We start from the raw sequence: 25,623 nt of genomic DNA, 5'->3' as shown, positions 1-25,623 counted from the left end.
TTATAAAAGAAAAGACAGAAGAGGTATAACCTCCTCCGCCCTTTTCTAAACTACTATTTAAAGATTAAAGAGTAGCAAAGTGTTGTAAAGTACGAATCATGTTACAAGTGAAACCCCATTCGTTATCGTACCAAGCAACAGTCTTAACTAATTGAAGATCACCGTTTTCAGTAATTTCAGTTTGACTTGGGTCAAATACTGAACCGTGTGAGTCTCCGATAACATCAGTTGAAACCATGAAGTCTTCAGCGTAACCGAAGGCATCGTTTTCATGGCTCTTCATTGATGCGTTAATTTCGTCAACTGTAACTTTCTTGTCAAGAACTGAAACTAATTCAGTTAATGAACCATCGATAACAGCAACACGTTGTGCATGTCCTTTAAGGATACCGTCAAGTTCTGGAACAACAAGACCAATAGCCTTAGCAGCACCTGAACTGTGAGGAATAGTGTTAACAGCTGCGGCACGGTTGTTAGCAAACTTAGCACTACGAGGGCCATCTTGTAAGGCTTGAGTAGCAGTGTAAGCATGAACAGTAGTCATAGTACCAACTTTAAGACCGAAGTCTTTGTTAAGCCAGTTAGCCATAGGAGCTAAACAACTTGTAGTACATGATCCAGCAGATACAATTTTATCTTCTGAAGTAATAGTATCAAGGTTAACACCAGGAACAACAGTAGTAATATCACCAGCTGGAGCTGAGATCAATACACGTTTTGCACCAGCATCCAAGTGAGCTTGTGCTTTTTCTTTTGAAGTGTAGAAACCAGTACATTCAAGTACAAAGTCAACACCATCATTTTTAACCCAAGGAATGTTTTTAGCATCACGTTCTGCGTAAACTGGGATACGTTTACCGTCAACGATGATTGCATCTTCAGTTGCTTCAACTTTACCGTTGAACTTACCGTGAACTGAATCATATTTCAATAAGTAAGCTAACATTGAAGGAGTAGTTAAATCATTGATAGCTACAACTTCCATGTCTTTTGAACCCAATTCGTGGATACGTCTAAATGCTAGACGACCAATTCTTCCGAAACCATTAAGACCAATTTTTACAGTCATAATATGCTTCCTCCTTTAGGAATATTAATTTTTAAATACAAGTCATATATTACCACTTTTACGTTAATATGTCAGCGATTTCATTACTAACGTGACGAATATTATGTATAAATATGACGAGTTAGTTACTAAACTACGGTTTCAGTATAGCAAATCCAAATTCCAATGCAAATAAAATACACTGTTTGCAATGAGCTATTGAATATTTTCAAGAAATAACTTAATATTAAAGATGTACTTTGCATCCCTAGTGTAATGGATAGCACGTAAGATTCCGGTTCTTGAGATGAGAGTTCGACTCCCTCGGGATGCATCAAAATAAATAACAAAGATCATTTGAATCAAAATTCAATGATCTTTTTATTTATAGTTAAAAATTTTTATACACATTGAGGAGAATTTCACATGCAGATATCAAAATATCAAAATATCAAAATATCAAAATATCAAAATATCAAAATATAGTAATTTGATAATATTTTTTTCATTTGTTTTTTTAAGTATTTTTTTAGTTTCACCATATGCTTTTGGAAAACCAGTTGTTTCTTTAAATGATATGAATTTTCATTTAAGTCGGGCTTATGAAAGTTACTTTCAGATAAATAATGGAAATATATTCCATTTAATTCCTGATATTAACACTAAAACATTTGGATCATTTGGGCTTCCAATTAATTCATTTTATCCATTGTATATGATGTTACCATTTGTTTTCATTCATCTTTTAATACATAGTGCGTATGCATCATACTTAATATTTTTAGTGATTATATACATAGCGATTTTTAGTTCAATGTATATAGCTTCATATAAAATCACCAAAAGTAAAATTGCTGGAATTTTTTCTGCTGTAATATATGGATGCTGTCCATGGATTACTTATGATATGTTTGAGGGTCGTGACTTTGGTGAAAATCTGGCATTTATCGTAATTCCCATTTGTTTATACGGTCTTTATCAAATTATGGTAGGAAATTACAAAAAATGGTATATCTTATCTTTTGCAATGGCTTTGCTTGTTTTAACCCATATAGTAACATTTACATTATTTTTATTTTTTATATTAATATCATGCGGATTTTTGATCATTAATAAAAATAATGAAGGTCTTTTAAGACTTAAATATCTACTAATAGCTGGAATTACAGCATTTGGATTATCTATATTTGATATAATTACACTTTTCCAAAATTATAAAAGCTTAGGTAGTATAAGCATTCATATTTTCCAGCTCAGTCAATATACAAATAATTTTTCAGATATGTTAACTAATCGCTTTGGAATTATAGAGCCTATTATTTTAATTCTCTCATTCATATACTGGAAAAAATTAAATTCATTCACAAAATATCTAGTTCTAGTTACACTTGCTTTTGTTTTTATCAGTTCAAATCAATTTCCGTGGGATGTATTCCAAAACTATTTAAAATTCCTACAATGTCCATGGAGATTTTCTACACTTATCAACTTGTTAGTAGCATTTATTGCTGGACAATTAATTAAGAACTTTAAAATAAAAACAAAATATCTTTTACTAATCGGTACTATTTTAGTATCTGTTTCTAGTGTATTGACATTGAATATGCAATTTAAACATAATCCAACTGCAAATAATTCAATATATATAAATAAAGAAAACTTTGAAAAAATTGAATCATCATCAAATGTAATTGATTACATTCCCGAAAATGATGGGTCTAATGTTACAGACCTTCTTTTCGCTCATTCTATTCCAAAGTCCAATTCAAAAAAACAGATAACACAAAGAAATTGGAAAACATCATATAATAGAATTGAATATACTATTAATAATAAAAATAAGGATACTAATATTAATTTACCTAACATTTACTATCCTGGATATCATGCACTGGTTAATAATAAAGAGGTCCCAATAAGTGTTGATAAACATCATTTGATTTCAATTCCAATTAAACATGGAATAAACAAAATTACATTAATATATAAAAAGACCTTACTAACATTAATTGGTATTCTTATTAGTTTATTAACTTTTATCTCATTAATTACTTATATTATTAAAAAAAATCATTTTTCAAATACAAATAATTGACCTTGGTTGACCAATATTATAAGATGAAACCATGAATTCAGATATTCAATATTAATAATAGAAAAGAGGAAGATATTATGCCTTTAGTTCCAACTGTTGTTGAAAACTCACCACAAGGTGAACGCGCATATGACATCTACTCACGACTTTTAAAAGATCGCATTATTATGCTTTCTGGTGAAATCGAAGATAACATGGCCAATGCAATCATTGCCCAATTATTATTCCTAGATGCCCAAGATTCAGACAAAGATATTTACTTATACATTAACTCACCAGGTGGTGTTATCACTTCTGGTATGGCTATTTACGATACTATGAACTTCATCAAATCTGATGTTCAAACTATCGTAATGGGAATGGCTGCCTCAATGGCTTCTGTACTTGCTACTGCCGGTACAAAAGGTAAGAGATTTGCCTTGCCACACGCCCAAGTTATGATTCACCAACCTTCTGGTGGAGCACAAGGTCAACAAACTGAAATCGAAATTGCAGCTAAGGAAATCCTTAAAGCTCGTAAGATGATTAATAAGTTATTGGCTGAACATTCAGGTCAACCACTTGAAAAGATTGATCGTGATACTGAACGTGACAACTACTTATCAGCTCAAGAAGCTGTTGATTATGGTTTGATCGATGGTATTATGACTAACAGTAAAGATAAAAAATAATTTATCCTAAATAAAAAGAGAAACTTCAAATTTGAAGTTTCTCTTTTTTTATACATTTTCACGTAATTTATCAGCAATATCATTAATTTTATGAAGACGATGATTAACACCAGATTTAGAGATTGGTCCATCGGGAATGATTTCCCCTAATTCTTTTAAACTAACCTCTTGGTTTTTCATCCGCGTAATCGCCACATCACGTAATTTTTTAGGCAAACTATCTAAGCCCATATTATTTTCAATGAATTTAATGTTTTCAATTTGTTTCGTCGACGCATTTGCCACCTTGTTCATATTGGCATTTTCACAATTTACTAATCGATTAACTGAATTTCGCATATCGCGAACAATACGAATATCTTCGAATTTCAACATGGAATTGGTTGCTCCAATTAACTGAAGAAAATCTGCAATCTTTTCGGCTTCCTTAATATAAACAATGTACCCACTACGCCGGGCTGTTTCTTTGGCACCAAGGTTATATTTATTCATCATTTCAGCCATCATCTGATTATGATCACCATATAGTGAATAAATTTCCAGATGATAACGAGAAGTTTCGGGATTATTAACTGATCCCCCCGCTAAAAAAGCTCCCCGTAAGTACGAACGAACTTGCATGTCATCTTTTAATAATTCTACAGGAACTCGTTCAAGAATTTGTCCCCCATCAAAAATTCCTAAATCTTCAAGAATTTCTCTAACATTTTGATTCAAACGTACAATGTATAAGTTATTCTTTTTTAATTTCATTTTACGTCGCACAATCACATTTGCTTCTACCTTATAAAATTTAAGTAGCAAACTATAAACTCGACGAGAAATGGCTGAATTTTCTGATTGAAATTCCAAAGAGAGTTTACCATTGGAAATTTTCAAAGTTCCGTTCATCCGAATCAATGCCATTAATTCAGCTTTGGCATTTGCCCGATGAACTTCTAAATTAGTCAATTCTTTTTTTACTTCACTTGCATACGACATTAAAGCAACTCCTATTATTTAAGTTTTGGTTGTCCTAAGAGTCGAATTAATTCATTCGTCACTAACTCACCATTATGAAATGCACCATGATCACGAAGCTGCAAAAAATCTGAAGAAATCACCCGACAGCCAAGTTCTTTTAATCCTCGATAATCTGGTGTTACTGGTTCAGCTTCGTCACTCCAGCGTTGACGATCTATGTATGCTTCTGGAACTGGTTGATTATTTACTAAAACAGTATCAACAAAATGACTGCCTAACTGACGGTCTAAAACACGAACGTGATCGGCATCCGTAAAATTAGTTGTTTCACCCCGTTGGGTCATAATATTACAAATATAAACGACTTCCGCTTGTGTTTTTTTTACTGCCTCACCAACGTTAGAAACCATCAAATTAGGCAAAATACTGGTATATAAGCTCCCAGGTCCAAGCACAATTTGGTCAGCATTCATAATTGCATCAATCACCGCTGGAACGGCTTCTGGTTTATCTTTATTATTAGCTGATTCAACCCATACTCGTTTAATCATCTTATCAGCATGCGTAATTTCTGACTCACCTGACATTGTTGTACCATCAGTAAATTCAGCGTTCAATTCCAAAGTTTCATCACAGACTGGATAAACATGACCGTCAACTTTCATCATGCGGGTCAACATTTGAACTGCGTCAAAAAAACCGTCTTCCATTTCTGATAATGCAGTAATAATTAAATTACCAATCGCATGTCCTGATAAAAATTTATCGGTGGATTTAAACCGATATTGAAAAATATCCAAATCAACTTGGGGTAAATTGGATAAACTGACCAGAACGTTGCGAATATCACCAGGTGGTAAAACATTAATGTAATTTCTTAAAATACCAGAAGAACCACCATCATCTGCAACGGTAACTACTGCTGTGATATCAACATCACGCTTTTTTAAATTTCGCAAAATAACTGGCAGTCCGGTTCCCCCACCAATTACGACCATTTTTGGTCGACTAATTTGCTTAGCTAATCTATTCACCATCAATTATTTGACTCCTTTATAGCGGCTAATTTCACGATGAGTGATATTAACACGGAACCCTAATTTTTTCAGTGCTGCACCTAATCGTTCAGTCATTGCAATCGAACGATGCTGGCCTCCAGTACAGCCAATTGCAATTGTTTCGCAGGCTTTCGAAGTGCTTTGAATTTTAGGAAGAAGGAACTTCATAAAATCATATAATTTTTCAAAGTACTCGTTAGCAGCTTCTTGTTTCATTACATAATCGTAAACGGGCTTATCTTTCCCCGTTAAATTACGCAAACTTTCCACATAATAAGGATTAGTTAGAAAACGCACATCAAATACCATATCGGCATCAATCGGAAGTCCATATTTAAATCCAAATGACATTAATTCTACGTGAAATGGTTCAACTCCATTATTTTCAAACTTATCAATAATTTCCTGACGAAGTTCTTTGGGCGTTAAATCAGTGGTATCAATCACTAAATTAGCAGCCTCTTTAACCGGCTCCATCACTTTTCGTTCTTGTTTAATTCCATCAATGAGACGTCCATTCCGAGCCAACGGATGGTCTCGACGAGTTTCTTCATAACGTGCCACAATTTTTTCATCAGACGCATCTAAAAAGATAACATTTTCATTTTTGTTATTATTGTGAGCAATCTCAACTAACGTATCCACCACATCATCTGCTGAACCTGGTGCACGTAAGTCAATCACAAGTGCCACTTTATTTATTTCTCGTGAAGTTCTGATTAATTCAGAAAATTTATAGATTAAATTTGGTGGTAAATTATCAACGCAAAAGTAGCCTAAATCTTCAAATGTTTGTACTGCGCGGGTCTTTCCCGCACCACTCATTCCTGTAATGATTACCAATTGATCATCTTGTGCCATTGATATCCCTCCAAACTTTTTCTAAGTATAGCATACCGGGCGTTTCATATAAAACAAAAGAGGAAATCGCTAAACGATTTCCTCTTTAATATTATTTTTGTGCAGCTTCAGTCCGCTTAATATCTTTATCCAAAATTGGTTTAAGGTATTTTCCCGTTACGCTTTCGGGAACTTCAGTGATTTCTTCAGGTGTTCCAGTTGCAACAACCGTTCCACCTTTGTCACCACCATCAGGGCCTAAGTCAATTACATGATCAGCTTGTTCAATCACTGCCATATTATGTTCAATGATTAAAATTGTATTTCCCGCATCAACTAACTTTTGTAAGACTTCTAACAATCTCTTAATATCATCTGTATGCAAACCAGTAGTTGGTTCATCAAGAATGTAGAAATTCTTACCAGTTGAACGTTTGTGTAATTCAGAAGCTAATTTCATCCGTTGTGCTTCCCCACCAGAGAGGGTGGTTGCTGATTGACCTAATTTAACGTAGCCAAGTCCAACATCTGAAATAGTTTGTAATTTCCGGGTAATTTTTGGAATGGCTTTGAAGAATTCCAAAGCTTCATCAACCGTTAAGTCTAAAACCTCTGCAATGTTTTTACCCTTGTATTGAACTTCCAAGGTTTCAGAATTGTAACGTTTTCCATGACAAACTTCACATGGTACATACACATCAGGCAAGAAATCCATTTCAATCTTCAAAATTCCGTCACCATGACAGGTTTCACAACGTCCACCTTTGATGTTAAAACTGAAACGACCTTTTTGGTAACCACGAAGTTGTGCTTCGTTAGTTTTCGCAAATAAGTCACGAATATCATCGAATACTCCAGTATAAGTGGCTGGATTACTACGAGGAGTTCTACCAATCGGACTTTGGTCAATACTGACCAATTTTTCAATGTTTTTGTAACCAGTAATGGATTTATACTTACCGGGTTTTTCTGAATTATTGTTTAATTTTTGTGCTAAAGCCCGTTTTAAAATATCGTTAACTAATGTTGATTTACCAGAACCAGAAACTCCAGTAACGACGTCAAATTCACCCAATGGGAACTTAACCGTAATATCCTTTAGATTATTTTCCTGAGCACCTTTAATCGTAATATTTTTACCATTACCTTTACGACGTTTTAAAGGAACTGGAATAAATTTCTTTCCAGATAAATATTGTCCAGTTAATGAGTTAGGGTCCTTAGCAACTTCTTGTGGTGTTCCAGTTGCCATAATACGACCACCGGCTTGACCTGCTCCAGGACCAACATCAACTAAATAATCAGCAGCCATCATAGTATCATGATCATGTTCAACTACGACCAAGGTGTTGCCTAAATCACGCATTTTTTTCAATGATTTAATCAATCGATCATTGTCACGTTGATGAAGTCCAATTGATGGTTCATCAAGCACATATAAAATTCCAGATAAATTAGACCCAATTTGGGTTGCTAATCGAATTCGTTGGGCTTCTCCACCAGATAAAGTTCTAGCAGCACGAGATAACGTTAAATAGCCTAATCCGACATTCAATAAGAAATCCAATCGATCTTTAATTTCTTTAATCACTGGTTTGGCAATGGCTGTATCTTTGTCCCCAAATTTAACTTGGTTAAAGAAATCAAATTCTTCTTTAATGTTCATTTCGCAAACTTGAGCAATATTCTTACCATCAATTTTAACTGATAGTGCTTCTTCGTTTAAACGATATCCATGACAAACTTGACATGGTAATTCACGCATAAACTTTCGCATTTGATCACGGGTGTATTCACTGTTAGTTTCTTTGAAACGACGAGCAATATTGTTAATCACTCCTTCAAAAGGAACATCAACATCCCGAATCCCACCAAAATCATTTTGATAATGAAAATGAAATTCTTTGCCCTTTGAGCCGTACATCAATAAATCACGTTGCTTTTTCGGTAATTTTTTGAACGGTGTATCCATATCAATCTTAAACGCCTTAGCTGCTTGTTCTAAGAGCTCTGGATAGTATTTAGAACTGATTGGATTCCATGGTTCAATTGCCCCTTCATTTAACGTTTTGTTAGGATCAGGGACAACTAAATCTTTATCCACTTCTAGCTTAACTCCTAAACCATCACAAGCTGGACATGCTCCTTGAGGTGAGTTAAATGAGAAAAGACGTGGTTCTAATTTTCCAATGGTAAAACCACAAATTGCACAGGCATAGTGTTCAGAGAACAACATTGGTTCTCGTTTACCTAAGAAATCAATTGTAGCGTAACCTTCACTTAAACGAAGAGCTGTTTCTAATGAATCAGAAAGTCGGGAATTAATTCCATCTTTTACGACAATTCGATCAATCACAATGCTAATATCATGACGTTTATTTTTGTCTAATTCAAAATCATCAGAAATATCGTGCATTTCACCATCAACGATGACACGAACGAAACCTTCTCGTTTAATTTGGTCAAAAATCTTTTTATGTTGTCCCCGTTTATCACGGACAATTGGTGAAAGAATTTGTAATTTGGTTCTTTCCGGTAACGCCAAAATACGGTCAATCATTTGATCGACCGATTGGCTTTCGATTACAGTTCCGTCATTAGGACAAATTGGAGTTCCAACTCGTGCCCACAATAGACGAAGGTAATCATTAATCTCAGTTACCGTTCCCACTGTTGAACGTGGGTTTTTGGATGTTGTCTTTTGGTCAATTGAAATTGCAGGACTAAGTCCCACAATTGAATCAACGTCTGGTTTGTTCATTTGTCCTAAAAATTGACGAGCGTATGATGAAAGACTTTCAACGTAACGTCGTTGTCCTTCTGCATAAAGCGTGTCAAAAGCTAATGAACTTTTACCAGATCCAGATAAACCAGTCATGACGACTAATTTATTTTTAGGAATATCAACGTCAACATTTTTTAAATTATGTTCACGAGCACCCCTAATCTTAATGGTGTCATTTGCCATTTAAGAGTCACCTCAATTCATATCTTTTTTTAATTTCTTAATTGTATCTCGAAGTGATGCTGCTTGTTCAAAGTCTAATTGTTTAGCTGCTTCACGCATTTCATCACTTAAGTTTCTAATCATTTGATTTTGTTCTTTAGTACTCATTTGGTCGAAATCTGTTTCGGCAAATGGATTCTTCTTATTGTATTTATCATCTTCGTCTTGTTTGTAAGCAGAAATAGCTTTGGGAATGGCCTTAATGATAGTTTTAGGTGTAATTCCGTGTTCTTTATTGTATTCCATTTGGACTTTACGACGACGAGCAGTTTCATCCATCGCAGCTTGCATCGAATCAGTCACATGATCAGCATACATAATTACATGACCATTTTCATTACGAGCAGCACGCCCAATTGTTTGGATAAGGGAACGTGGATTACGTAAAAATCCTTCCTTATCAGCATCCAAAATCGCAACTAAAGAAACTTCGGGTACATCAATACCTTCACGAAGTAAGTTAATTCCAACTAAAACATCAAACTTACCTAAACGTAAGTCACGAATAATTCTTGTTCGTTCCAAAGTCTTGATATCACTGTGAAGATAACGAACCTTGATTCCTAAATCTTTCAAGTAATCAGTTAAATCTTCTGACATTTTCTTTGTCAATGTCGTAACAAAAGTCCGTTGATTTTTCTTAATTCGTTCGTTAATTTCCCCAACCAAATCATCCATTTGATCTTTAGTAGGACGAACTTCAACAGTTGGATCCAACAATCCAGTAGGACGAATAATTTGTTCAGCAATTTGACTACTGTGTTTTAATTCATAATCACCAGGAGTAGCTGACATGTAAATAACTTGGTGAATATGTTTTTCAAATTCTTCAAAGTCAAGCGGACGGTTATCATATGAACTAGGTAATCTAAAGCCGTAATCAATTAACATCTTTTTCCGGGCTTTATCACCTTTAATCATTCCATGAACTTGAGGAAGAGTTTGGTGAGATTCATCAACAAACATCAAGAAATCTTTAGGAAAGAAATCTAATAATGTGTATGGTGGTTCCCCTGGTTTACGCCGGTCCATATAACGAGAATAATTTTCAATCCCAGTGGTATATCCCATTTCTTTCATCATTTCGATATCATAAGTCGTACGTTGTTTTAGTCGTTGAGCTTCAAGAAGTTTTCCTTCTTTTTCCATCGCAGCAACTTGTTTATCCATATCAGCTTTAATTTCAGGTAATGCAACAGCCATAGTTTCATCATTGGTTAAGAAATGAGTAGCTGGGAATAATGTTACTTGTTCTGGATTACCTAAAACTTCTCCAGTTAAGGTATTAACTTGAGTAATTTTATCAATTTCATCACCGAAAAATTCAATTCGATAAGCATTTTGCGTACCTGATGCTGGGAATACCTCGACAGTATCTCCATGCACACGAAAACGACCACGATCAAAGTCGATATCATTCCGGGTAAATTGAATATTAACGAGCTTCCGTAATAGGACATCTCGTTCCATTTCTTCACCAACGTGTAATGTAACGGTATGATCTTGGTATTCTTTTGGACTACCTAATCCAAAGATTGATGAAACTGAAGCTACCACAATTACATCATTTCGTGAAAGTAATGCACTAGTAGCAGCATGACGAAGTTGGTCAATTTCATCATTAATTGAAGCATCTTTTTCAATGTATGTGTCACTTGATGGCACATATGCTTCTGGTTGGTAATAATCATAGTAACTAACAAAGTATTCAACCGCATTATTGGGGAAGAATTTTTTTAGTTCTGTATATAATTGACCAGCTAAAGTTTTATTATGAGCTAAAACTAAAGTTGGACGATTTTGGTCTTTAATAACATTAGCCATGGTAAATGTTTTACCAGTACCGGTTGCACCAAGTAAAGTTTGTTCTTTATCCCCTGCCGCTAAACCATCATCCAAAGTCTTAATTGCTTTAGGTTGATCACCAGTAGGTTTGTATTTTGATACTAAATCAAATTTTTTGTGTGATTTTGTAACCATTTTGTACCTCTTTTTCAATTCGTAGTGGGAATTACCCTATATTAATATTATCTTAGCATACGAACATACTTTCGCAAAACAAAAGGCAATAAAAAAAGAAGCAGTCCGAAAACTACTTCTCAATTTAAATTATTTTTTTGATTTAATGCTTTCAACGTAATCAAAAACACCTTGGCCGGCAAGACCACCATCACCAACTGCAGTAGTAATTTGACGAAGATGTTTCTTACGAACGTCACCAACGGCAAAGATTCCAGGAACCTTAGTTTCCATTAAGTCGTTAGTATCAATCCAACCAGCTTCGTCGGTAATACCAATGTTTCTGAAAGCTTCTGTCATTGGTAAAATACCAACATAAACAAAAACTCCAGCAGCTGGAACTTCTGTTTCGATTCCAGTTTGATTATTAATAATCTTTACACCAGTAACTTTTTTATCATCACCCATGATTTCTTCAACATTACTATTCCAAATGAAATCAATGTTGTCACGTGCAAATGCCCGTTCTTGTAAAATACGTTGAGCACGTAATTGGTCACGACGGTGAACAACCGTTACTTTAGCTGCGATATTGGCAAGATAAGTTGCTTCTTGAATGGCAGAATCTCCCCCGCCAACAACGATGACATTTTCACCCTTAAAGAAAGCACCATCACAAACGGCACAGTAAGAAACACCACGGCCACCATATTCTGCTTCACCTGGAGCACCAAGCTTCCGGTATTCAGAACCTGAGGCAATCACAACTGCTGGAGCTTCATATTCAGCATCAGCAGTTTTTACGATTCGTTTGTCACCATCAATTTCAATCCCAGTTACTTCACCATAACCGTATTCAACTCCAAATTGAGTACTACTTTGGTACATCTTTTCAGAAAGGTCTGGACCTAGGACTGATTTGAAACCAGGATAGTTTTCAATTTCAGCTGTATTATTCATTTGACCACCATAGACACCGCGGTCAAGCATCAATACTGATAATTCAGCACGAGATGCATAAAGAGCTGCTGTCATTCCAGCAGGACCAGCACCAATAACAATTACATCATATTTTTTTGTCATAAGAATGATCTCCTTACTTGTTTGTTAATTTGTTCATTTCTGCAAGAATCAAATCATAATTTGGTTCATGAGATACTTCATGAACTACTTGTTCATAAATAATCTTACCACTTGCATCTACAATGTAGACAACTCTGGCAAGATGTTTAAAGAATGGAATGTACAAGTGCATTGCTTTACCAAATGAGCCATTAGCATCTGATAAGATTTCCATGCCATCGGCATCATGTGCGGAACACCAATTTTTTTGTGCTGAGATTGGATCATTTGAAACAGTGATAAATTTGATGTTTTTGTAGTCACTAGCCACTTTGTTAAAGTGACCTGTTTCAATGCTACATACATCAGTTGTAAGACTTGGAACAACACTTAATAAAGTTAATTGTCCTTCTAAATCTTTAGTAGTTACAGTTTCACCTTTATCATTAAGTAAGGTGAATTCTGGTAAGAAGTCTCCTACTTTAGGTTGTTTGTTTCCCATCATCCAGCCAAAATTTTTACCTTCAAGTGTTAGTTTCATAATCGTTTCTCCTATAAATATCTTTACTGCAATTATATTACCACATCTACTTACTATTGTTTAGTAATGTGATTAAAAAAAGATACTGGATTAGCAGTATCTTTTTTTATGTAAATTATTTTTCTAATTTGTTAGTTAAATCGATGATGTATGATTTTAAGTCATCGCTTAAATCATCACGACGTAGACCGAACTCAATGTTAGTTTCTAACCAGCTAAGTTTGTTACCAGTATCAAAACGATCACCTTTGAATTCATGAGCATAAACATTTTGGGTTTTGTTCAAAGTATCAATAGCATCAGTTAATTGAACTTCGTTACCTTTACCTGGCTTAGTAGTTTCAAGGACGTCCATAATTTCTGGAGTAAACAAGTAACGACCAATAATTGCTAAATCACTAGGGGCATCTTCTGGCGCTGGCTTTTCAACGAATTGTTTAACATCATACATGCCTGGTTGAACTTCTTTGATTGGATCAATCACACCGTATTTAACGGTTTCTTCATGAGGAACACGCATCACTGCAAGAGTTGAAGCACCTGATTTTTCATAACTATTAATTAATTGTTGAGTCAATGGAACTTTATCAGTCATCAAATCATCACCAAGCATAACAACGAAAGGATCATTGCCAACGAAAGTCTTAGCAGTTAACACTGCATCCCCTAAACCTTTAGGATAAGCTTGACGAATAAAGTAAATATTCATATCGTTAGTCTTTTGAACTGCTTCAAGCATGTCCATCTTACCTTTGATTTCAAGATTTTGTTCAAGTAAATAGTTTGAAGAAAAATGATCTTCAATTGCTTCTTTACCATTTCCAATAACGATTGCTAAATCAGTAATTCCTGAAGCCTTAGCTTCTTCTACAATGTATTGAATTGTTGGGGTATCAACAATTGGTAACATTTCTTTAGGAACGGCTTTAGTTTCTGGTAAGAAACGAGTTCCTAAACCTGCAGCAGGAATAATTGCTTTTGTAACTTTTCTCATTATATATACACTCCTATGTATTATCCGATTTCAGAGCGGCCTTCACGAGTCATTAACTTAGCGATGGCATCTTTCACGGTTTCTTCATTATTTAACACAGAATGAATAGCATTAGTAATTGGCATTTCTACACCACGTTCTTTTGCTAAGTCATAGGCAGCTTCACTCGTAGCAATTCCCTCGATAACCATACCCATGTCAGCAACGATTTCATCGAGCTTCTTACCTTTACCTAATTGATAACCGGCACGCCAGTTACGTGAGTCACTACTAGTAGCAGTAACAATTACGTCACCCATTCCAGAAAGTCCAGTAAATGTAAGTGGGTTGGCACCAAATGAAACTCCTAAACGAGAAACTTCAGCTACCCCACGTGTCATTAATGCGGCTTTAGCGTTATCACCATAACCTAAGCCATATAGAGCACCTGCACCAAGTGCAATGATATTCTTGAGTGCTCCACCAATTTCAACTCCAATTATATCATTGTTCGTGTAAACACGGAAATAGTCATTCATAAACAAATTTTGAAAATGTTCAGCTGATTTCATATCTTCACTAGCAACAGTAATCAAAGTTGGATCATGCCGTGCGACCCCTTCAGCTTGGCTAGGACCAGAAATTACCGAAACAGTTTTGCGATTTTCTGGGCTAATTTCTTCTTCAAGCACTGTTGAAATTCGATCAAAAGTTCCTTTTTCAAGTCCTTTACTACCATGAATAATGTAAGGTTTGATATCCTTTTTATCTAAAATTTCGTTAACCACTTTAGCAACTGAGCGAGTTGCTTGTGAAGGAACAATAAACAAAATATCATCCACACCATCAAGAGCTGCTTCTAGATCATCAGTAGCTTTCATTGATTCAGGAAACTTAAAATCTTTGAGGTAATGTGAGTTAGTATGCTTGTTATTAAACTCAGCAACTTGTTCTGGGTTACGTGCGTATAGACGAACATCATTTCCATTTTGGTGAAGAATGTAAGCCAACATACTACCCCATGAACCAGCACCTAAAACTGCAATTTTATCAGACATTTATTACTCCTTAATTTTGGTAATCATACCAAGCTAGATTAGTATCTTTGTGACGTCGGTAAATTATCAATCCCATTGCTCCAAAAAACAAGAAAATTGATAAGATTTGAGAGATTCGTAATGGGCCAAGCATTAAGCTATCTGTCCGCATTCCTTCAGTAAAGAAACGTCCAAATGAATACCACATTACATAGGTAAGAAAAATTTCTCCCCGCTTAAATAATTTATCAGAATGACGCATAATCATCAATAGCGCAAATCCAGACAAATCCCAAAGTGATTCATATAAAAAGGTTGGTTGCCGATAAAAACCATCCACAAACATTTGCTGAATAATAAAATTAGGCAAATGAAGATGTTTTAAGAAGCTTAGTGAAGTAGTTGCCCCGAAGGCTTCCTGATTCATAAAGTTTCCCCAGCGACCAATTCCTTGTGCCATAATCACGGTTGGTGCAGCAATATCAAAGATTTGCCAAATATTTAAACCGTGTTTTTTGCAGAACCAATACATAAAGATTCCACCACCAATTAAGGCCCCATAAATCGCAATTCCACCATCCCAAATTGCGATGATTTCATCAGGATGCTGTGCATAGTATGGCCATTGAAAAATCACATAATAACAACGAGCGGAAATGATAGAAATTGGAATTGCCCATAAAATTAAATCATATAACGTGTCTTCACTTAATTTTTGGCGACGGGCTTCTTTCATCGATAAATAAACCGCAATTAACACAGCTGAAGCAATAAAAATTCCGTACCACCGAATATGAAATGGTCCTAAATTAAGTGCCACGGGATTTAGAGTTAGCAAGTTAAACACTATTTATCACCCTTCTTCATTTCAGCACTATCACGTTTACCATTATCTTGAATTAAAGTATTTAATTCATTATCAAAAGTATCCATTGCATTATAGCCCATTGAATTAGCTCTAAAGTTCATTGCAGCAGTTTCGATGATAATTGCTAAGTTACGACCTGGTTTAACTGGAATGTTTAATTGTTTAACATCGACATCAAAGATTTGTACAGAATCATTATCAGTCCCAAGACGATCGTATTTTGTATCTTTATCCCAAATATCCAAATGGACAATTAAATCAACTTTAGTTTCAGAACGAACTGCTCCAGCACCAAATAATGTCATAACATTGATAATTCCAATTCCACGGATTTCAAGCAAATGACTTAAAATTTTAGGTGCAGTTCCAATTAAAGCTTGTTCATCTTGTTGGTAAACTTCTACTCGATCATCTGCAATTAAACGATGTCCACGCTTAACTAATTCTAGCGCTGTTTCACTTTTACCAATTCCAGAATCTCCAGTAATTAAGACCCCAAGTCCATATACTTCGACTAAAACTCCATGAATTGACTTACGGGGAGCAAGTTTAGCTTCCAAAAAGTCAGTCATATTACTTAAAACACGAGATGTGTTCAATTTTGATTCTAAAATTGGAATATGGGCCTTTTTACAAGCCTTAACTAATTCAATTGGTGGTTCAATATCAGTTGAAATTACAAATGCTGGTGTGTCTGGTTGACACATTTTAGTCATATCTTCAGTTAAATCTTTTTCACTCAAATGCTTAGCAAATGATGTTTCAGTAATTCCTAATAATTGAATTCTTTCTGATGGATAATAATCAAAATAGCCAGTTAATTCAAGTCCTGGACGAGAAATATCACTAGTAGTAATGGGACGATCTAAATATTCTTTACCCCAAAAGACACTAAGATGAGTATTATCAACAAGTTCTTTTACGCTAACACTTTTTGGCATGAGAAATCCCCCTCTGGTTTAATTTAATATTAACACTTTTAGTCTCTGAAATAGCTAGTAATAATATAGTTACATAGTGACATCAATAGTGAAATAATAAAAACAGCACTAAATGATGAAAAATGGAAATCACTGCCCATAAACCATGATGTTAGTTCTAAAATCACCGCATTAATTACTAAATTGAATAATCCAAACGTTAATAAATTAATTGGTAAAAATAATAATGACAAAATTGGTTTGATAAAAATTTCTAAAATTGTCAAAACTAATGATGCTGCCAATGCGACCGTCCAATTTCCTAAAAAGAACTGAGCAGGAAAAAGCCCCGAAAAGGCCATAAATAAAATAAAATTAATTAAAATTCGACTAAAAAATTTCATATTGTAACTCCTAAATAATCTAATAAAAAAAGAGCCCTCTCAGGCATCTTTCTTATTTACTGGGAAATGTAACGATTCCAATTTCATGAGGAGCATCCGCAAAAATTGCAGCTTCTTTCAATTCCAAACGACCGTCACGGTTTTTAATTTTCAAACGACAATAAGTCGGGTTACTTTGTAAGGCTTTGTATAATTGATCATCATTTCGAACTTCATGTCCGTTAACTTCTTGGATCAAATCACCCACTTTAAGGCCCATTTTGCTAGCTGGAGTATTTTCTTTAACCCCTAAAACGCGGATTCCATCAACTGAATGTTCAACTGCTTTATCATTTTCATCAATCTTCTTAAAATGACGAAGCACCATAAAGTAGGATATCCCAATAATTGCAACCGCAATTACATCAAATAACGCATTCTTCCAAACAAAGGCATCAATTGTAAGACCTAAACTCAACCAGAATAACCAACCAATTGAATTAGCCATCCGTTTCATAATCTTTGCTGGCATTTGTCCCATGAATTTGAAGTTGAATCCAATCAAAATTGGTACTACTAAAATTGACAATTTAACTCCAAAAATCTTAAAGATTGGCCAAAAAGCACTGGTACTGTTGAATAAATCACCAGGTACAAATAATACCAATGGTACTACGGTTAACTTATCAAAAATATATGATGCAACTTTGTTACCACGAATATTTTTTTGGATAACTGGTGAATTGACAGACTTGATGTTTAATTTTAAGAATAAGTAATTAAGCATCATGATTACCGTAATCAAGGCTAAAAAGTTCATGTTCAAGCCAGTGTGTTCTGGCAAGAAATTAGAGAAATTCCATGAAAGAATCAAGTACAAGAATTGATCTCCAAAGAAGAACATCACTAATACTGTGATAATCAAAATGGTAAATGGAAACATTAGTCCCGGAATTAATAAAGCAATGGTTGCTAAAGTTTCGTATAAGAAAATCCACGAATAATTAACTTCAATTCCTAAAATTGATGAAAGAAATGATCCAACAATTCCTAAGACAACTAATGCAATTGCAAAAGTTCTCATCTCAGTGTGATGTGGATTAATCGCACTTTCGAATAGCTTACGTTCACGAGTAACTCGTCTTCGATAAGTTAAATATGTTCTAATCAAACCAAGCCAAAATACTGGCATGATAAAGAAAAATAAAATGTTAACTGCTAATTCCATAATTCGTCACCTTTAATTAGTTATTTTGTTTTAACTTCCATTGCAAATAGTCATTAATAAATGGATTCAAATCCCCATCCATCACGGCTTTTCCATTGGCAGTTTCGTGTCCAGTCCGATGATCTTTAACCATTGTATAAGGATGGAACACATAAGAACGAATTTGAGATCCCCAGCCAATCTCGAGTTGCTTACCCTCGATTTTAGCTTTTTCTTCGGCTTTCTTTTCTTCTTCTAATTCATACAACTTTGATTTTAACATATTCATCGCAGTGACTCTATTTTGAAGTTGAGAACGTTGTGCCTGACTAGAGGTTACAATTCCAGTTGGTAAATGAGTAATTCGGACAGCTGATGAAGTTTTATTAATATGTTGCCCACCAGCACCACTAGAACGGAAAACATCCACTCGTAAATCATCGGGATTGATATCCACATTCACAGTTTCATCTAGTTCTGGCATGACATTTACCGACGCAAAAGAAGTATGACGACGACCTGCTGAATCAAATGGAGATAAGCGAACTAAACGATGAATTCCCTTTTCTGATTTTAAGTACCCATATGCATTATGCCCAGAAACAGTGAAAGTCACACTACTAATTCCGGCAACTTCACCAGGTTGATAATCATCAACTTCAACTTTGAAACCATTTTGATCAGCCCAACGAGTATACATACGAAGTAACATATCAGCCCAGTCTTCTGCTTCAGTTCCACCAGCTCCTGGATGAATTTCGACAATGGCATTATTCTTATCGTATTTACCGTTTAAAAGTAAATTCAATTTGTAATCTTGCACATGCTTTTCTACTTTAGCCAATGTTTCATTAAAGTCATTTTCTAAATCTTCATCGTCTTCAGTAGTAATCAAATCTAAAGTTACCTCTAGATCTTCATATCCAGTCACTAATTGATGAAAGATATCATATTTAGCTTTTAATGCATTATTTTCATCAATAACTTTTTGGGCCTTTTTTTGATCATTCCAAAAACCTGGTTCAGCCATTTTTCCTTCGTTAATCGAAATTGATTCATTCAGACGGTCTAAGTCAAAGAGACCCCCTAAAGTCATCGATATCTTTTTTTATTTCAGCAACTTTTGCTTTTTGTTCACTTAATTCCACAGGTATTCCTCCGCTCAAAAAAAGGAGAACATCACGTTCTCCATTTTTTATCTTTGAATGTTTTGTCTAATTTCAGCTTTCATGAATAAACGAGTTACCCCATAATCAATATCAGCAACCATCTCTTCGAACATCCGTGATCCTTCACGTTGATATTCAACTAATGGATTCAATTGACCATATCCACGAAGACCAATTGATTCACGGAGTTGATCCATGGCATCAATATGGTCAGTCCAATGTGTATCTACAACTCGTAAAATAACAACTTTTTCGAATTCTAGTAATTGGGCTGGATCTTTTAATTCTTTTTCTTTTTCGGCATATTGCTTTTCAGCTAGGCCAAATAGGTAATCTTTAATTTCTTGAGCACTTTTGCCTTGAAGATTATCTAAATCAATATCATTAGGACTAACTAATGAACTAGTAGCAAAATCAAGAATCGTTTGAAGATTCCAATCTTTTTGATCACCCTGAGTGTGTAAATCAACAATGTGGTCAATAGTCCGTTTTATCATTGGCATAATAACCCATTTCAATGATTTGTTTTCTTCAATCACACGGTTCCGTTCACCGTAAATAACATCACGTTGTTCTGACATAACGTTATCGTATTTCAAAACGTTCTTACGTGAATCGTAGTTATTACCTTCAACTCGTTTTTGAGCTGATTCAACTTGTTTCGTAATCATACGACTACGGATTACAGCATCATCATCTTCAACTTTAAGCGTCTTCAACACGTTTTTAATTCTGTCTGATCCGAAACGACGCATCAAATCATCTTCAAGTGAGAGATAAAATTGTGAATAACCAGGATCACCTTGACGACCGGCACGTCCCCGAAGTTGATTATCAATTCTTCGTGATTCATGACGTTCAGTTCCAATAACTGCAAGTCCCCCAACTTCAATCACACCAGGTCCAAGTTTGATATCAGTACCACGACCGGCCATGTTGGTAGCAATCGTAACTGCTCCTTTTTGCCCAGCATTAGCAACAATATCAGCTTCTCTAGCATGGTTCTTAGCATTTAAGACCACGTGAGGAATTTTTTCTTGGTCTAAACGTTGCGAAAGGTATTCTGAAGTTTCAACCGCCACAGTACCTAATAAGATTGGTTGACCTTTTTTGTGTAAATCTTTAACTTTATTAATTACGGCATCAAATTTTGATTGTAATGTTGGGTAAAGCACATCTGATTCATCAATTCTGACAACTGGTTTGTTAGTTGGAATTGAAACCGCATTCATATTGTAAATTTCACGGAATTCTTCTTGTTCTGTCTTAGCAGTTCCAGTCATTCCAGCAAGTTTACGGTAACGTCTAAACAAGTTTTGGTAAGTGATGTTAGCCATTGTCTTACTTTCTTCTTGAATGGTAACGCCTTCTTTAGCTTCCAATGCTTGGTGAAGACCATCTGAGAAACGACGACCATCCATAATCCGACCAGTAAATGAATCAACGATTAAGACTTCATCATCTTTAACCACGTAATCTTTATCAAGTTCCATCACGTAATTAGCACGTAGAGCTTGGTCAATATGATGAGTTAAAGCAGTGTTGTCAGTATCATAAATATTCTTCAAGTTAAAGAACTTGTCAGCTTTACGGATACCTTCTTCAGTTAGTGAAACAGTCTTCGTTTCAAGATCGACTTTATAATCAGTAGTAGCATTTAAAGTCTTAGCGAATCGGTCAGCTTGTTTGTACATTTCGTTGGCACCACGAGCTTGTCCAGAAATAATCAATGGAGTACGAGCTTCATCAATTAAAATTGAATCTACTTCATCGACTAAGGCAAAGTTTAATGGGCGTTGAACACGGTCTTCTTGGTAAACCACCATGTTATCACGAAGGTAATCAAACCCAATTTCACTGTTAGTTGAATATGTGATATCAGCGTTATAAGCGGCCCGTTTTTCTTCAGGGCTCATGTCTGCTTTGTTAACTCCAACAGTTAGGCCAAGCCAATTATAGAGTTGTCCCATTTGTTCTGCATCACGTTCTGAAAGGTATTCGTTAACTGTAACCACGTGCACTCCTTTACCTGAAAGTGCATTCAAGTAAACAGGCATCGTAGCGGTCAAAGTTTTACCTTCACCAGTTTTCATTTCAGCAATATTACCTTCATGAAGTACAATTCCACCCATGATTTGAACTTTAAATGGTCGCAAACCAAGGACACGGCTGGCACCTTCACGGGCTACCGCAAATGCTTCTGGAAGTAAATCATCTAATGATTCACCATCTGCATAACGTTTTTTGAATTCAGCTGTTTTTGCTTGTAATTGTTCATCTGTTAATTTGCTGTATTCGTCTGAGTATGCACTCACACGGTCAGCGATTTTACCGAGTTGTTTAACACGACGTTTGTCGCTTTCAACCCATTTTTTTAAAACATTAGTCGCCATCTATGATTCTCTCCTAATAGTACGATTTAATCATTATTTGTTAGATAGGTTCAATTCTACCATTATATGGACCTAATTAAAAACGTTGCTTACTACAAAAAAGGAGATTTATAAATAAATCTCCTTTAATTGCTAGTTTTCAGTTGTAATTAAACCATAATTTCCATCTTTACGACGATAAACAATATCAGTAGTTCCATTGTCAACGTCTTTAAAGGTATAAAAATCATGTCCCAATAAATTCATCCGCAAAATTGCTTCGTCAGATGTCATTTTCTTTAGTGGAACCCGCTTTTTACGTACAACCTTAAACTTTTCATCGTTCATTTCAGTATTCTTGAAGATGTTATTTTCTGAATGTAATTTAGCTTTTTCATTAATCCGAGTTTGATATTTTTCAATTCGTTCTTGAATGTGCTTAACTGCACCTGCAATACTTTCTTGATAATTTGTTGCACTTGCTTCACCACGAAGTAATAAGAAAGGAAAAATAATCGTTATTTCAGCTTTGACATCACCATTTTTAAACCCAAATAAATTAACATGGCCTAATGCACTCACATTTTCTACAAAATATGGATCCAGTTGGGCCATTTGATCAGTTACATAATTACGAAGGTCATCAGTGATTTCGACGTCGTCGCCTCTTAAATTATAAGATAACATTTCTATCTCTCCTTTCGGCTAATAAGTCGATTCCAAATTAATTGTCTACCTATATTATAGTTAATAAACCGGCAAATGACAATTAATCAGCGTGCAAGAGTGATGCTACGGACCGTTTTAACGCCATTTTGTTGCATCAATTTTGCAGCGTGGTGCAAGGTCGTTCCGGTCGTATAAACGTCATCAATTAAGACAATCTTTTTCCCTTTAATCTTAGAAAGATACTCTGGTTTAAGTTGAAATGGTTGTTCTAGTTCAAGTCTCCCCTGGCGGCCTTTTTCGGATTGATCATGGGTTTTATTTTTAGCTAATAGACAATCGACATAATCTATATCTTCTAAGATTCCCGTTACCTGATTAAAATGACGTTTTTGCATGGTTGCTGTTGAAACTGGAATTGGAACCACAATTTCAGTTTTATCGATATACTTTTGCAAATGATACCGAAACAAGTGGCGGAGCCGATAATCACCTTTAAATTTATATTTATCTAAGTATTCTTTGATAATGCCATGATATGGATATAGAGCTATATTAACTAGTTTTTCTGACCACTTTTCACAATCTTGACACCGTTCTGTACTTCCCTGAAAACGTCCACATTCACAACATTGTTCAATTTCAGTTGGTTGGATAAATAATTCTGTACATTTATCGCACAAATATTGGGGTACGAAAGGTTTAAAACTTAAAATAAAATGAATTTCTAAATTAGCATTCAAAAATCCACCACACCATAAACACTTAGCCAATTGCTTTCCCTCTTCGATTCATTTCAGCAATTTGCTTGCGGGCATCCGCCACGTTTTTGGCATAATTTCCAATATAACAATCTATATCTCCCGTGGGTCGACTTGCTTTCCGTCCCACTCGTCCAGCAATCTGAACTAATGACGATACTGAAAAAACTCGATCATCTCCACCAAAAATAATGACATCAATTCCTGGAAAAGTAACTCCACGTTCTAAAATAGTTGTCGTAATTAAAAACAAGAGTTTTTCATCCCGCATTGCTTGCACTTTTTCCATGCGATCTTCATCAGCTGAATACACCGTTTGCCAACATCGTTCTCCTCGATATTGTTTAGTTAAAACTTCATCAACCACCTGTAAATCACGAATTCGGGGAACAAATAGTAAAAAGCGCTGTTGTTTTGCAATTTTTTCTAAGACTTTTTTAATAACTTTTTTCGCAATTTTCCCCTCATAAATTCTACGACGCCAGTTAAAGCAAAAATGGAGTTTAATTTGTGGCAATAAATGCCGATGAAAGCGTAATGGCAAGTAACTAATCTCATACTCCTGTTGTAGTTTTGGGTTGGGAGTCGCTGTCATAAGTAATAGTGATCCAGTTTCTTTTACTGCTCGTTTTGCTGCCATTTGAAGGGATGAATTGTTGGCATATGGAAACGCGTCTACTTCATCAATAATTAAAACGTCAAAAGCTTCTTTGAATCGTAATAATTGATGCGTTGTACAAATCGTTAATTGCCGATATTGATACTTTTCTTCACTTTTACCATGCAATAAAATCATACTGGTATTGGCAAAAGCTTCTTGATAACGGGGAAATAATTCCACACAAACATCCACCCGTGGTGATGCGATACAGACTCGGAGTCCTTGTGCTAACGCCCACGCGATTCCTGCAAATGAAATCTCCGTTTTTCCTGCCCCAGTAACTGCCCACAATAGTTTATCTTCATGCTTTTGAAAAGCCTGAACAATTTCATCAGAACAACTTTGCTGTAATTCGGTTAGCTGGCCTGTCCAAGTCAGGACGGGTTCTATAACTTCAAATTGATTCATTTCTGGAAGATGAACTAATTCCATCGAACTATCTAACCGTCCCAAATTAAAACATTTGTAGCAAAAATAATTTTCATCTTGTAACTGAGCGTCTCCTTTTTCACAATCACTGCCACATCTAGTACAATGAATGGTAGTGTGATTGATTGTAATTGCCGGAACTCGTGTGATATTTTCACGCTGAAAAAGTTCACTATCACAATCTGTGGATGGAATTAACCTTCCGGATAAATCTAATTCATTCATCAAATCACCTCATACTTAAATACGTAATTAAGGAAAATAAAATGACAAATAAATTTTTAACGATTGCTCATGGCGGTAATCATGAATTTGAAATCAAAAAATCAAAATTCATTGCGAGTGTTGAACGAGTTAACAATGAAGATGAAGCACGGATGTTCATTGCAATGGTTGCTGAAGCACACAAAAAAGCAAGTCACATTTGTTTCGCTTATATTATTGGCGAAAACGACAATATTCAACGAGAAAGCGATAACGGCGAACCTAGTGGAACTGCTGGCGTACCTATTCTTGAAGTAATTAAAAATAATCATCTTCATGACACTATTGTTGTAGTTACGCGTTACTTTGGTGGGATCAAACTTGGTGCTGGTGGCTTAATCAGAGCTTATAGTAATTCAGCTTCACAGGTCATTGAAAAAGTTGGTGTGGTTGAAAAACTACTCCAAACCCGAGTTGAATTAACCATTGCTTATAGTTTAAATGATAAGTTGCAATATTATTTAAAAGAGCATGGTTATCAAATTTTGAATGTCGAATATGGTAGTGAAATTAAAATCACCACCGCTGCCATGTCTGATAAAATTGAAGAATTTAAAACGAATATTAATAATCAGCTTGCTGGTAATGTATCAATTAAAACTGGCGATGAAGAATACTTTGAAGTTCCCTATGATGCAAAAAAGGAAGATTAGCCACATGGCTAGTCTT

At 35.2% G+C, this 25,623-nt stretch carries 22 protein-coding genes and 1 tRNA gene; 4 read left to right on the top strand and 19 right to left on the bottom strand.

What is annotated here, in order from left to right:
- Positions 1-64: 64 nt before the first annotated feature.
- The gene (gap, locus tag ACQW5G_RS06510) at positions 65-1,069 is read right to left on the bottom strand and encodes a type I glyceraldehyde-3-phosphate dehydrogenase (RefSeq protein ID WP_429970662.1); all 1,005 of its coding nucleotides are present in this window, start codon (positions 1,067-1,069) and stop codon (positions 65-67) included.
- Positions 1,070-1,310: 241 nt separating this feature from the next.
- Between gap and ACQW5G_RS06505 the strand changes: the two genes are divergently transcribed.
- The 3 genes from ACQW5G_RS06505 to clpP all read left to right on the top strand — a co-directional run bounded on the left by ACQW5G_RS06505 (position 1,311) and on the right by clpP (position 3,814).
- Positions 1,311-1,382: transfer RNA gene (locus ACQW5G_RS06505), tRNA-Arg, on the top strand.
- Positions 1,383-1,538: 156 nt separating this feature from the next.
- Complete coding sequence (locus ACQW5G_RS06500; RefSeq protein WP_429970661.1) at positions 1,539-3,143, top strand: YfhO family protein; 1,605 nt, start codon at positions 1,539-1,541, stop codon at positions 3,141-3,143.
- A gap of 50 nt (positions 3,144-3,193) precedes the next feature.
- Positions 3,194-3,814 carry an ATP-dependent Clp endopeptidase proteolytic subunit ClpP gene (gene clpP, locus ACQW5G_RS06495; protein WP_429971900.1) on the top strand — a complete coding sequence of 207 codons (621 nt, stop codon included), beginning with the start codon at positions 3,194-3,196 and terminating at the stop codon, positions 3,812-3,814.
- 48 nt (positions 3,815-3,862) lie between these two features.
- Here clpP and whiA read toward each other — a convergent pair whose 3' ends face one another.
- The 18 genes from whiA to ACQW5G_RS06405 form a co-directional block, all read right to left on the bottom strand.
- On the bottom strand, positions 3,863-4,795 hold the full coding sequence (whiA, locus tag ACQW5G_RS06490) for a DNA-binding protein WhiA (protein WP_429970660.1): 933 nt from the start codon (positions 4,793-4,795) through the stop codon (positions 3,863-3,865).
- 14 nt (positions 4,796-4,809) lie between these two features.
- On the bottom strand, positions 4,810-5,814 hold the full coding sequence (locus ACQW5G_RS06485; RefSeq protein ID WP_429971899.1) for a gluconeogenesis factor YvcK family protein: 1,005 nt from the start codon (positions 5,812-5,814) through the stop codon (positions 4,810-4,812).
- 3 nt (positions 5,815-5,817) lie between these two features.
- Entirely contained in the window at positions 5,818-6,696 is an 879-nt protein-coding gene (rapZ, locus tag ACQW5G_RS06480; protein WP_429970659.1) for an RNase adapter RapZ, read from the bottom strand.
- A gap of 91 nt (positions 6,697-6,787) precedes the next feature.
- Entirely contained in the window at positions 6,788-9,643 is a 2,856-nt protein-coding gene (uvrA, locus tag ACQW5G_RS06475; protein WP_429970658.1) for an excinuclease ABC subunit UvrA, read from the bottom strand.
- Between the two features lie 12 nt (positions 9,644-9,655).
- On the bottom strand, positions 9,656-11,662 hold the full coding sequence (uvrB, locus tag ACQW5G_RS06470; protein ID WP_429970657.1) for an excinuclease ABC subunit UvrB: 2,007 nt from the start codon (positions 11,660-11,662) through the stop codon (positions 9,656-9,658).
- A 129-nt stretch (positions 11,663-11,791) separates the two neighbouring features.
- On the bottom strand, positions 11,792-12,724 hold the full coding sequence (trxB, locus tag ACQW5G_RS06465) for a thioredoxin-disulfide reductase (protein ID WP_429970656.1): 933 nt from the start codon (positions 12,722-12,724) through the stop codon (positions 11,792-11,794).
- A 13-nt stretch (positions 12,725-12,737) separates the two neighbouring features.
- Complete coding sequence (locus ACQW5G_RS06460) at positions 12,738-13,244, bottom strand: thiol peroxidase (protein ID WP_429970655.1); 507 nt, start codon at positions 13,242-13,244, stop codon at positions 12,738-12,740.
- Between the two features lie 115 nt (positions 13,245-13,359).
- Complete coding sequence (galU, locus tag ACQW5G_RS06455; RefSeq protein WP_429970654.1) at positions 13,360-14,238, bottom strand: UTP--glucose-1-phosphate uridylyltransferase GalU; 879 nt, start codon at positions 14,236-14,238, stop codon at positions 13,360-13,362.
- A gap of 20 nt (positions 14,239-14,258) precedes the next feature.
- Positions 14,259-15,275, bottom strand: a complete 1,017-nt coding sequence (locus ACQW5G_RS06450; RefSeq protein WP_429970653.1) for an NAD(P)H-dependent glycerol-3-phosphate dehydrogenase — start codon at positions 15,273-15,275, stop codon at positions 14,259-14,261.
- 10 nt (positions 15,276-15,285) lie between these two features.
- Positions 15,286-16,104 carry a prolipoprotein diacylglyceryl transferase gene (gene lgt / locus ACQW5G_RS06445; protein ID WP_429971898.1) on the bottom strand — a complete coding sequence of 273 codons (819 nt, stop codon included), beginning with the start codon at positions 16,102-16,104 and terminating at the stop codon, positions 15,286-15,288.
- Entirely contained in the window at positions 16,101-17,063 is a 963-nt protein-coding gene (gene hprK, locus ACQW5G_RS06440; RefSeq protein WP_429970652.1) for an HPr(Ser) kinase/phosphatase, read from the bottom strand. The genes lgt and hprK overlap by 4 nt, the downstream gene beginning before the upstream one ends.
- Before the next feature lie 38 nt (positions 17,064-17,101).
- A complete protein-coding gene (locus ACQW5G_RS06435) occupies positions 17,102-17,446 on the bottom strand; it encodes a phage holin family protein (RefSeq protein ID WP_429970651.1) in 345 nt (114 codons plus the stop codon).
- A gap of 52 nt (positions 17,447-17,498) precedes the next feature.
- Positions 17,499-18,653: a PDZ domain-containing protein gene (locus ACQW5G_RS06430; protein ID WP_429970650.1), complete on the bottom strand. Its 1,155-nt coding sequence runs from the start codon at positions 18,651-18,653 to the stop codon at positions 17,499-17,501.
- A gap of 16 nt (positions 18,654-18,669) precedes the next feature.
- Positions 18,670-19,780, bottom strand: a protein-coding gene (gene prfB, locus ACQW5G_RS06425) for a peptide chain release factor 2 (RefSeq protein WP_429970649.1) whose coding sequence is annotated in 2 segments (ribosomal slippage) — positions 18,670-19,707 and positions 19,709-19,780 — 1,110 coding nt in all. Because the reading frame shifts where the segments join, the coding sequence is not laid out codon by codon here.
- A 47-nt stretch (positions 19,781-19,827) separates the two neighbouring features.
- A complete protein-coding gene (gene secA / locus ACQW5G_RS06420) occupies positions 19,828-22,194 on the bottom strand; it encodes a preprotein translocase subunit SecA (RefSeq protein ID WP_429970648.1) in 2,367 nt (788 codons plus the stop codon).
- 132 nt (positions 22,195-22,326) lie between these two features.
- Positions 22,327-22,860 (bottom strand): ribosome hibernation-promoting factor, HPF/YfiA family, encoded by a 534-nt coding sequence (hpf, locus tag ACQW5G_RS06415; protein WP_429970647.1) that lies wholly within the window; start codon positions 22,858-22,860, stop codon positions 22,327-22,329.
- Positions 22,861-22,946: 86 nt separating this feature from the next.
- Positions 22,947-23,612 carry a ComF family protein gene (locus ACQW5G_RS06410; RefSeq protein WP_429970646.1) on the bottom strand — a complete coding sequence of 222 codons (666 nt, stop codon included), beginning with the start codon at positions 23,610-23,612 and terminating at the stop codon, positions 22,947-22,949.
- Positions 23,605-24,915: a DEAD/DEAH box helicase gene (locus tag ACQW5G_RS06405; RefSeq protein ID WP_429970645.1), complete on the bottom strand. Its 1,311-nt coding sequence runs from the start codon at positions 24,913-24,915 to the stop codon at positions 23,605-23,607. Before ACQW5G_RS06405 ends, ACQW5G_RS06410 begins: the two co-directional genes overlap by 8 nt.
- Positions 24,916-24,956: 41 nt before the next feature.
- Between ACQW5G_RS06405 and ACQW5G_RS06400 the strand changes: the two genes are divergently transcribed.
- Positions 24,957-25,607 carry a YigZ family protein gene (locus tag ACQW5G_RS06400; RefSeq protein WP_429970644.1) on the top strand — a complete coding sequence of 217 codons (651 nt, stop codon included), beginning with the start codon at positions 24,957-24,959 and terminating at the stop codon, positions 25,605-25,607.
- The last annotated feature ends 16 nt before the right edge of the window (positions 25,608-25,623 follow it).

The sequence above is a fragment of the Fructilactobacillus sp. Tb1 genome, from assembly GCF_050500285.1.
Classification (GTDB): Bacteria; Bacillota; Bacilli; order Lactobacillales; family Lactobacillaceae; genus Fructilactobacillus.
This window is presented reverse-complemented; position numbering and strand designations above follow the sequence as displayed.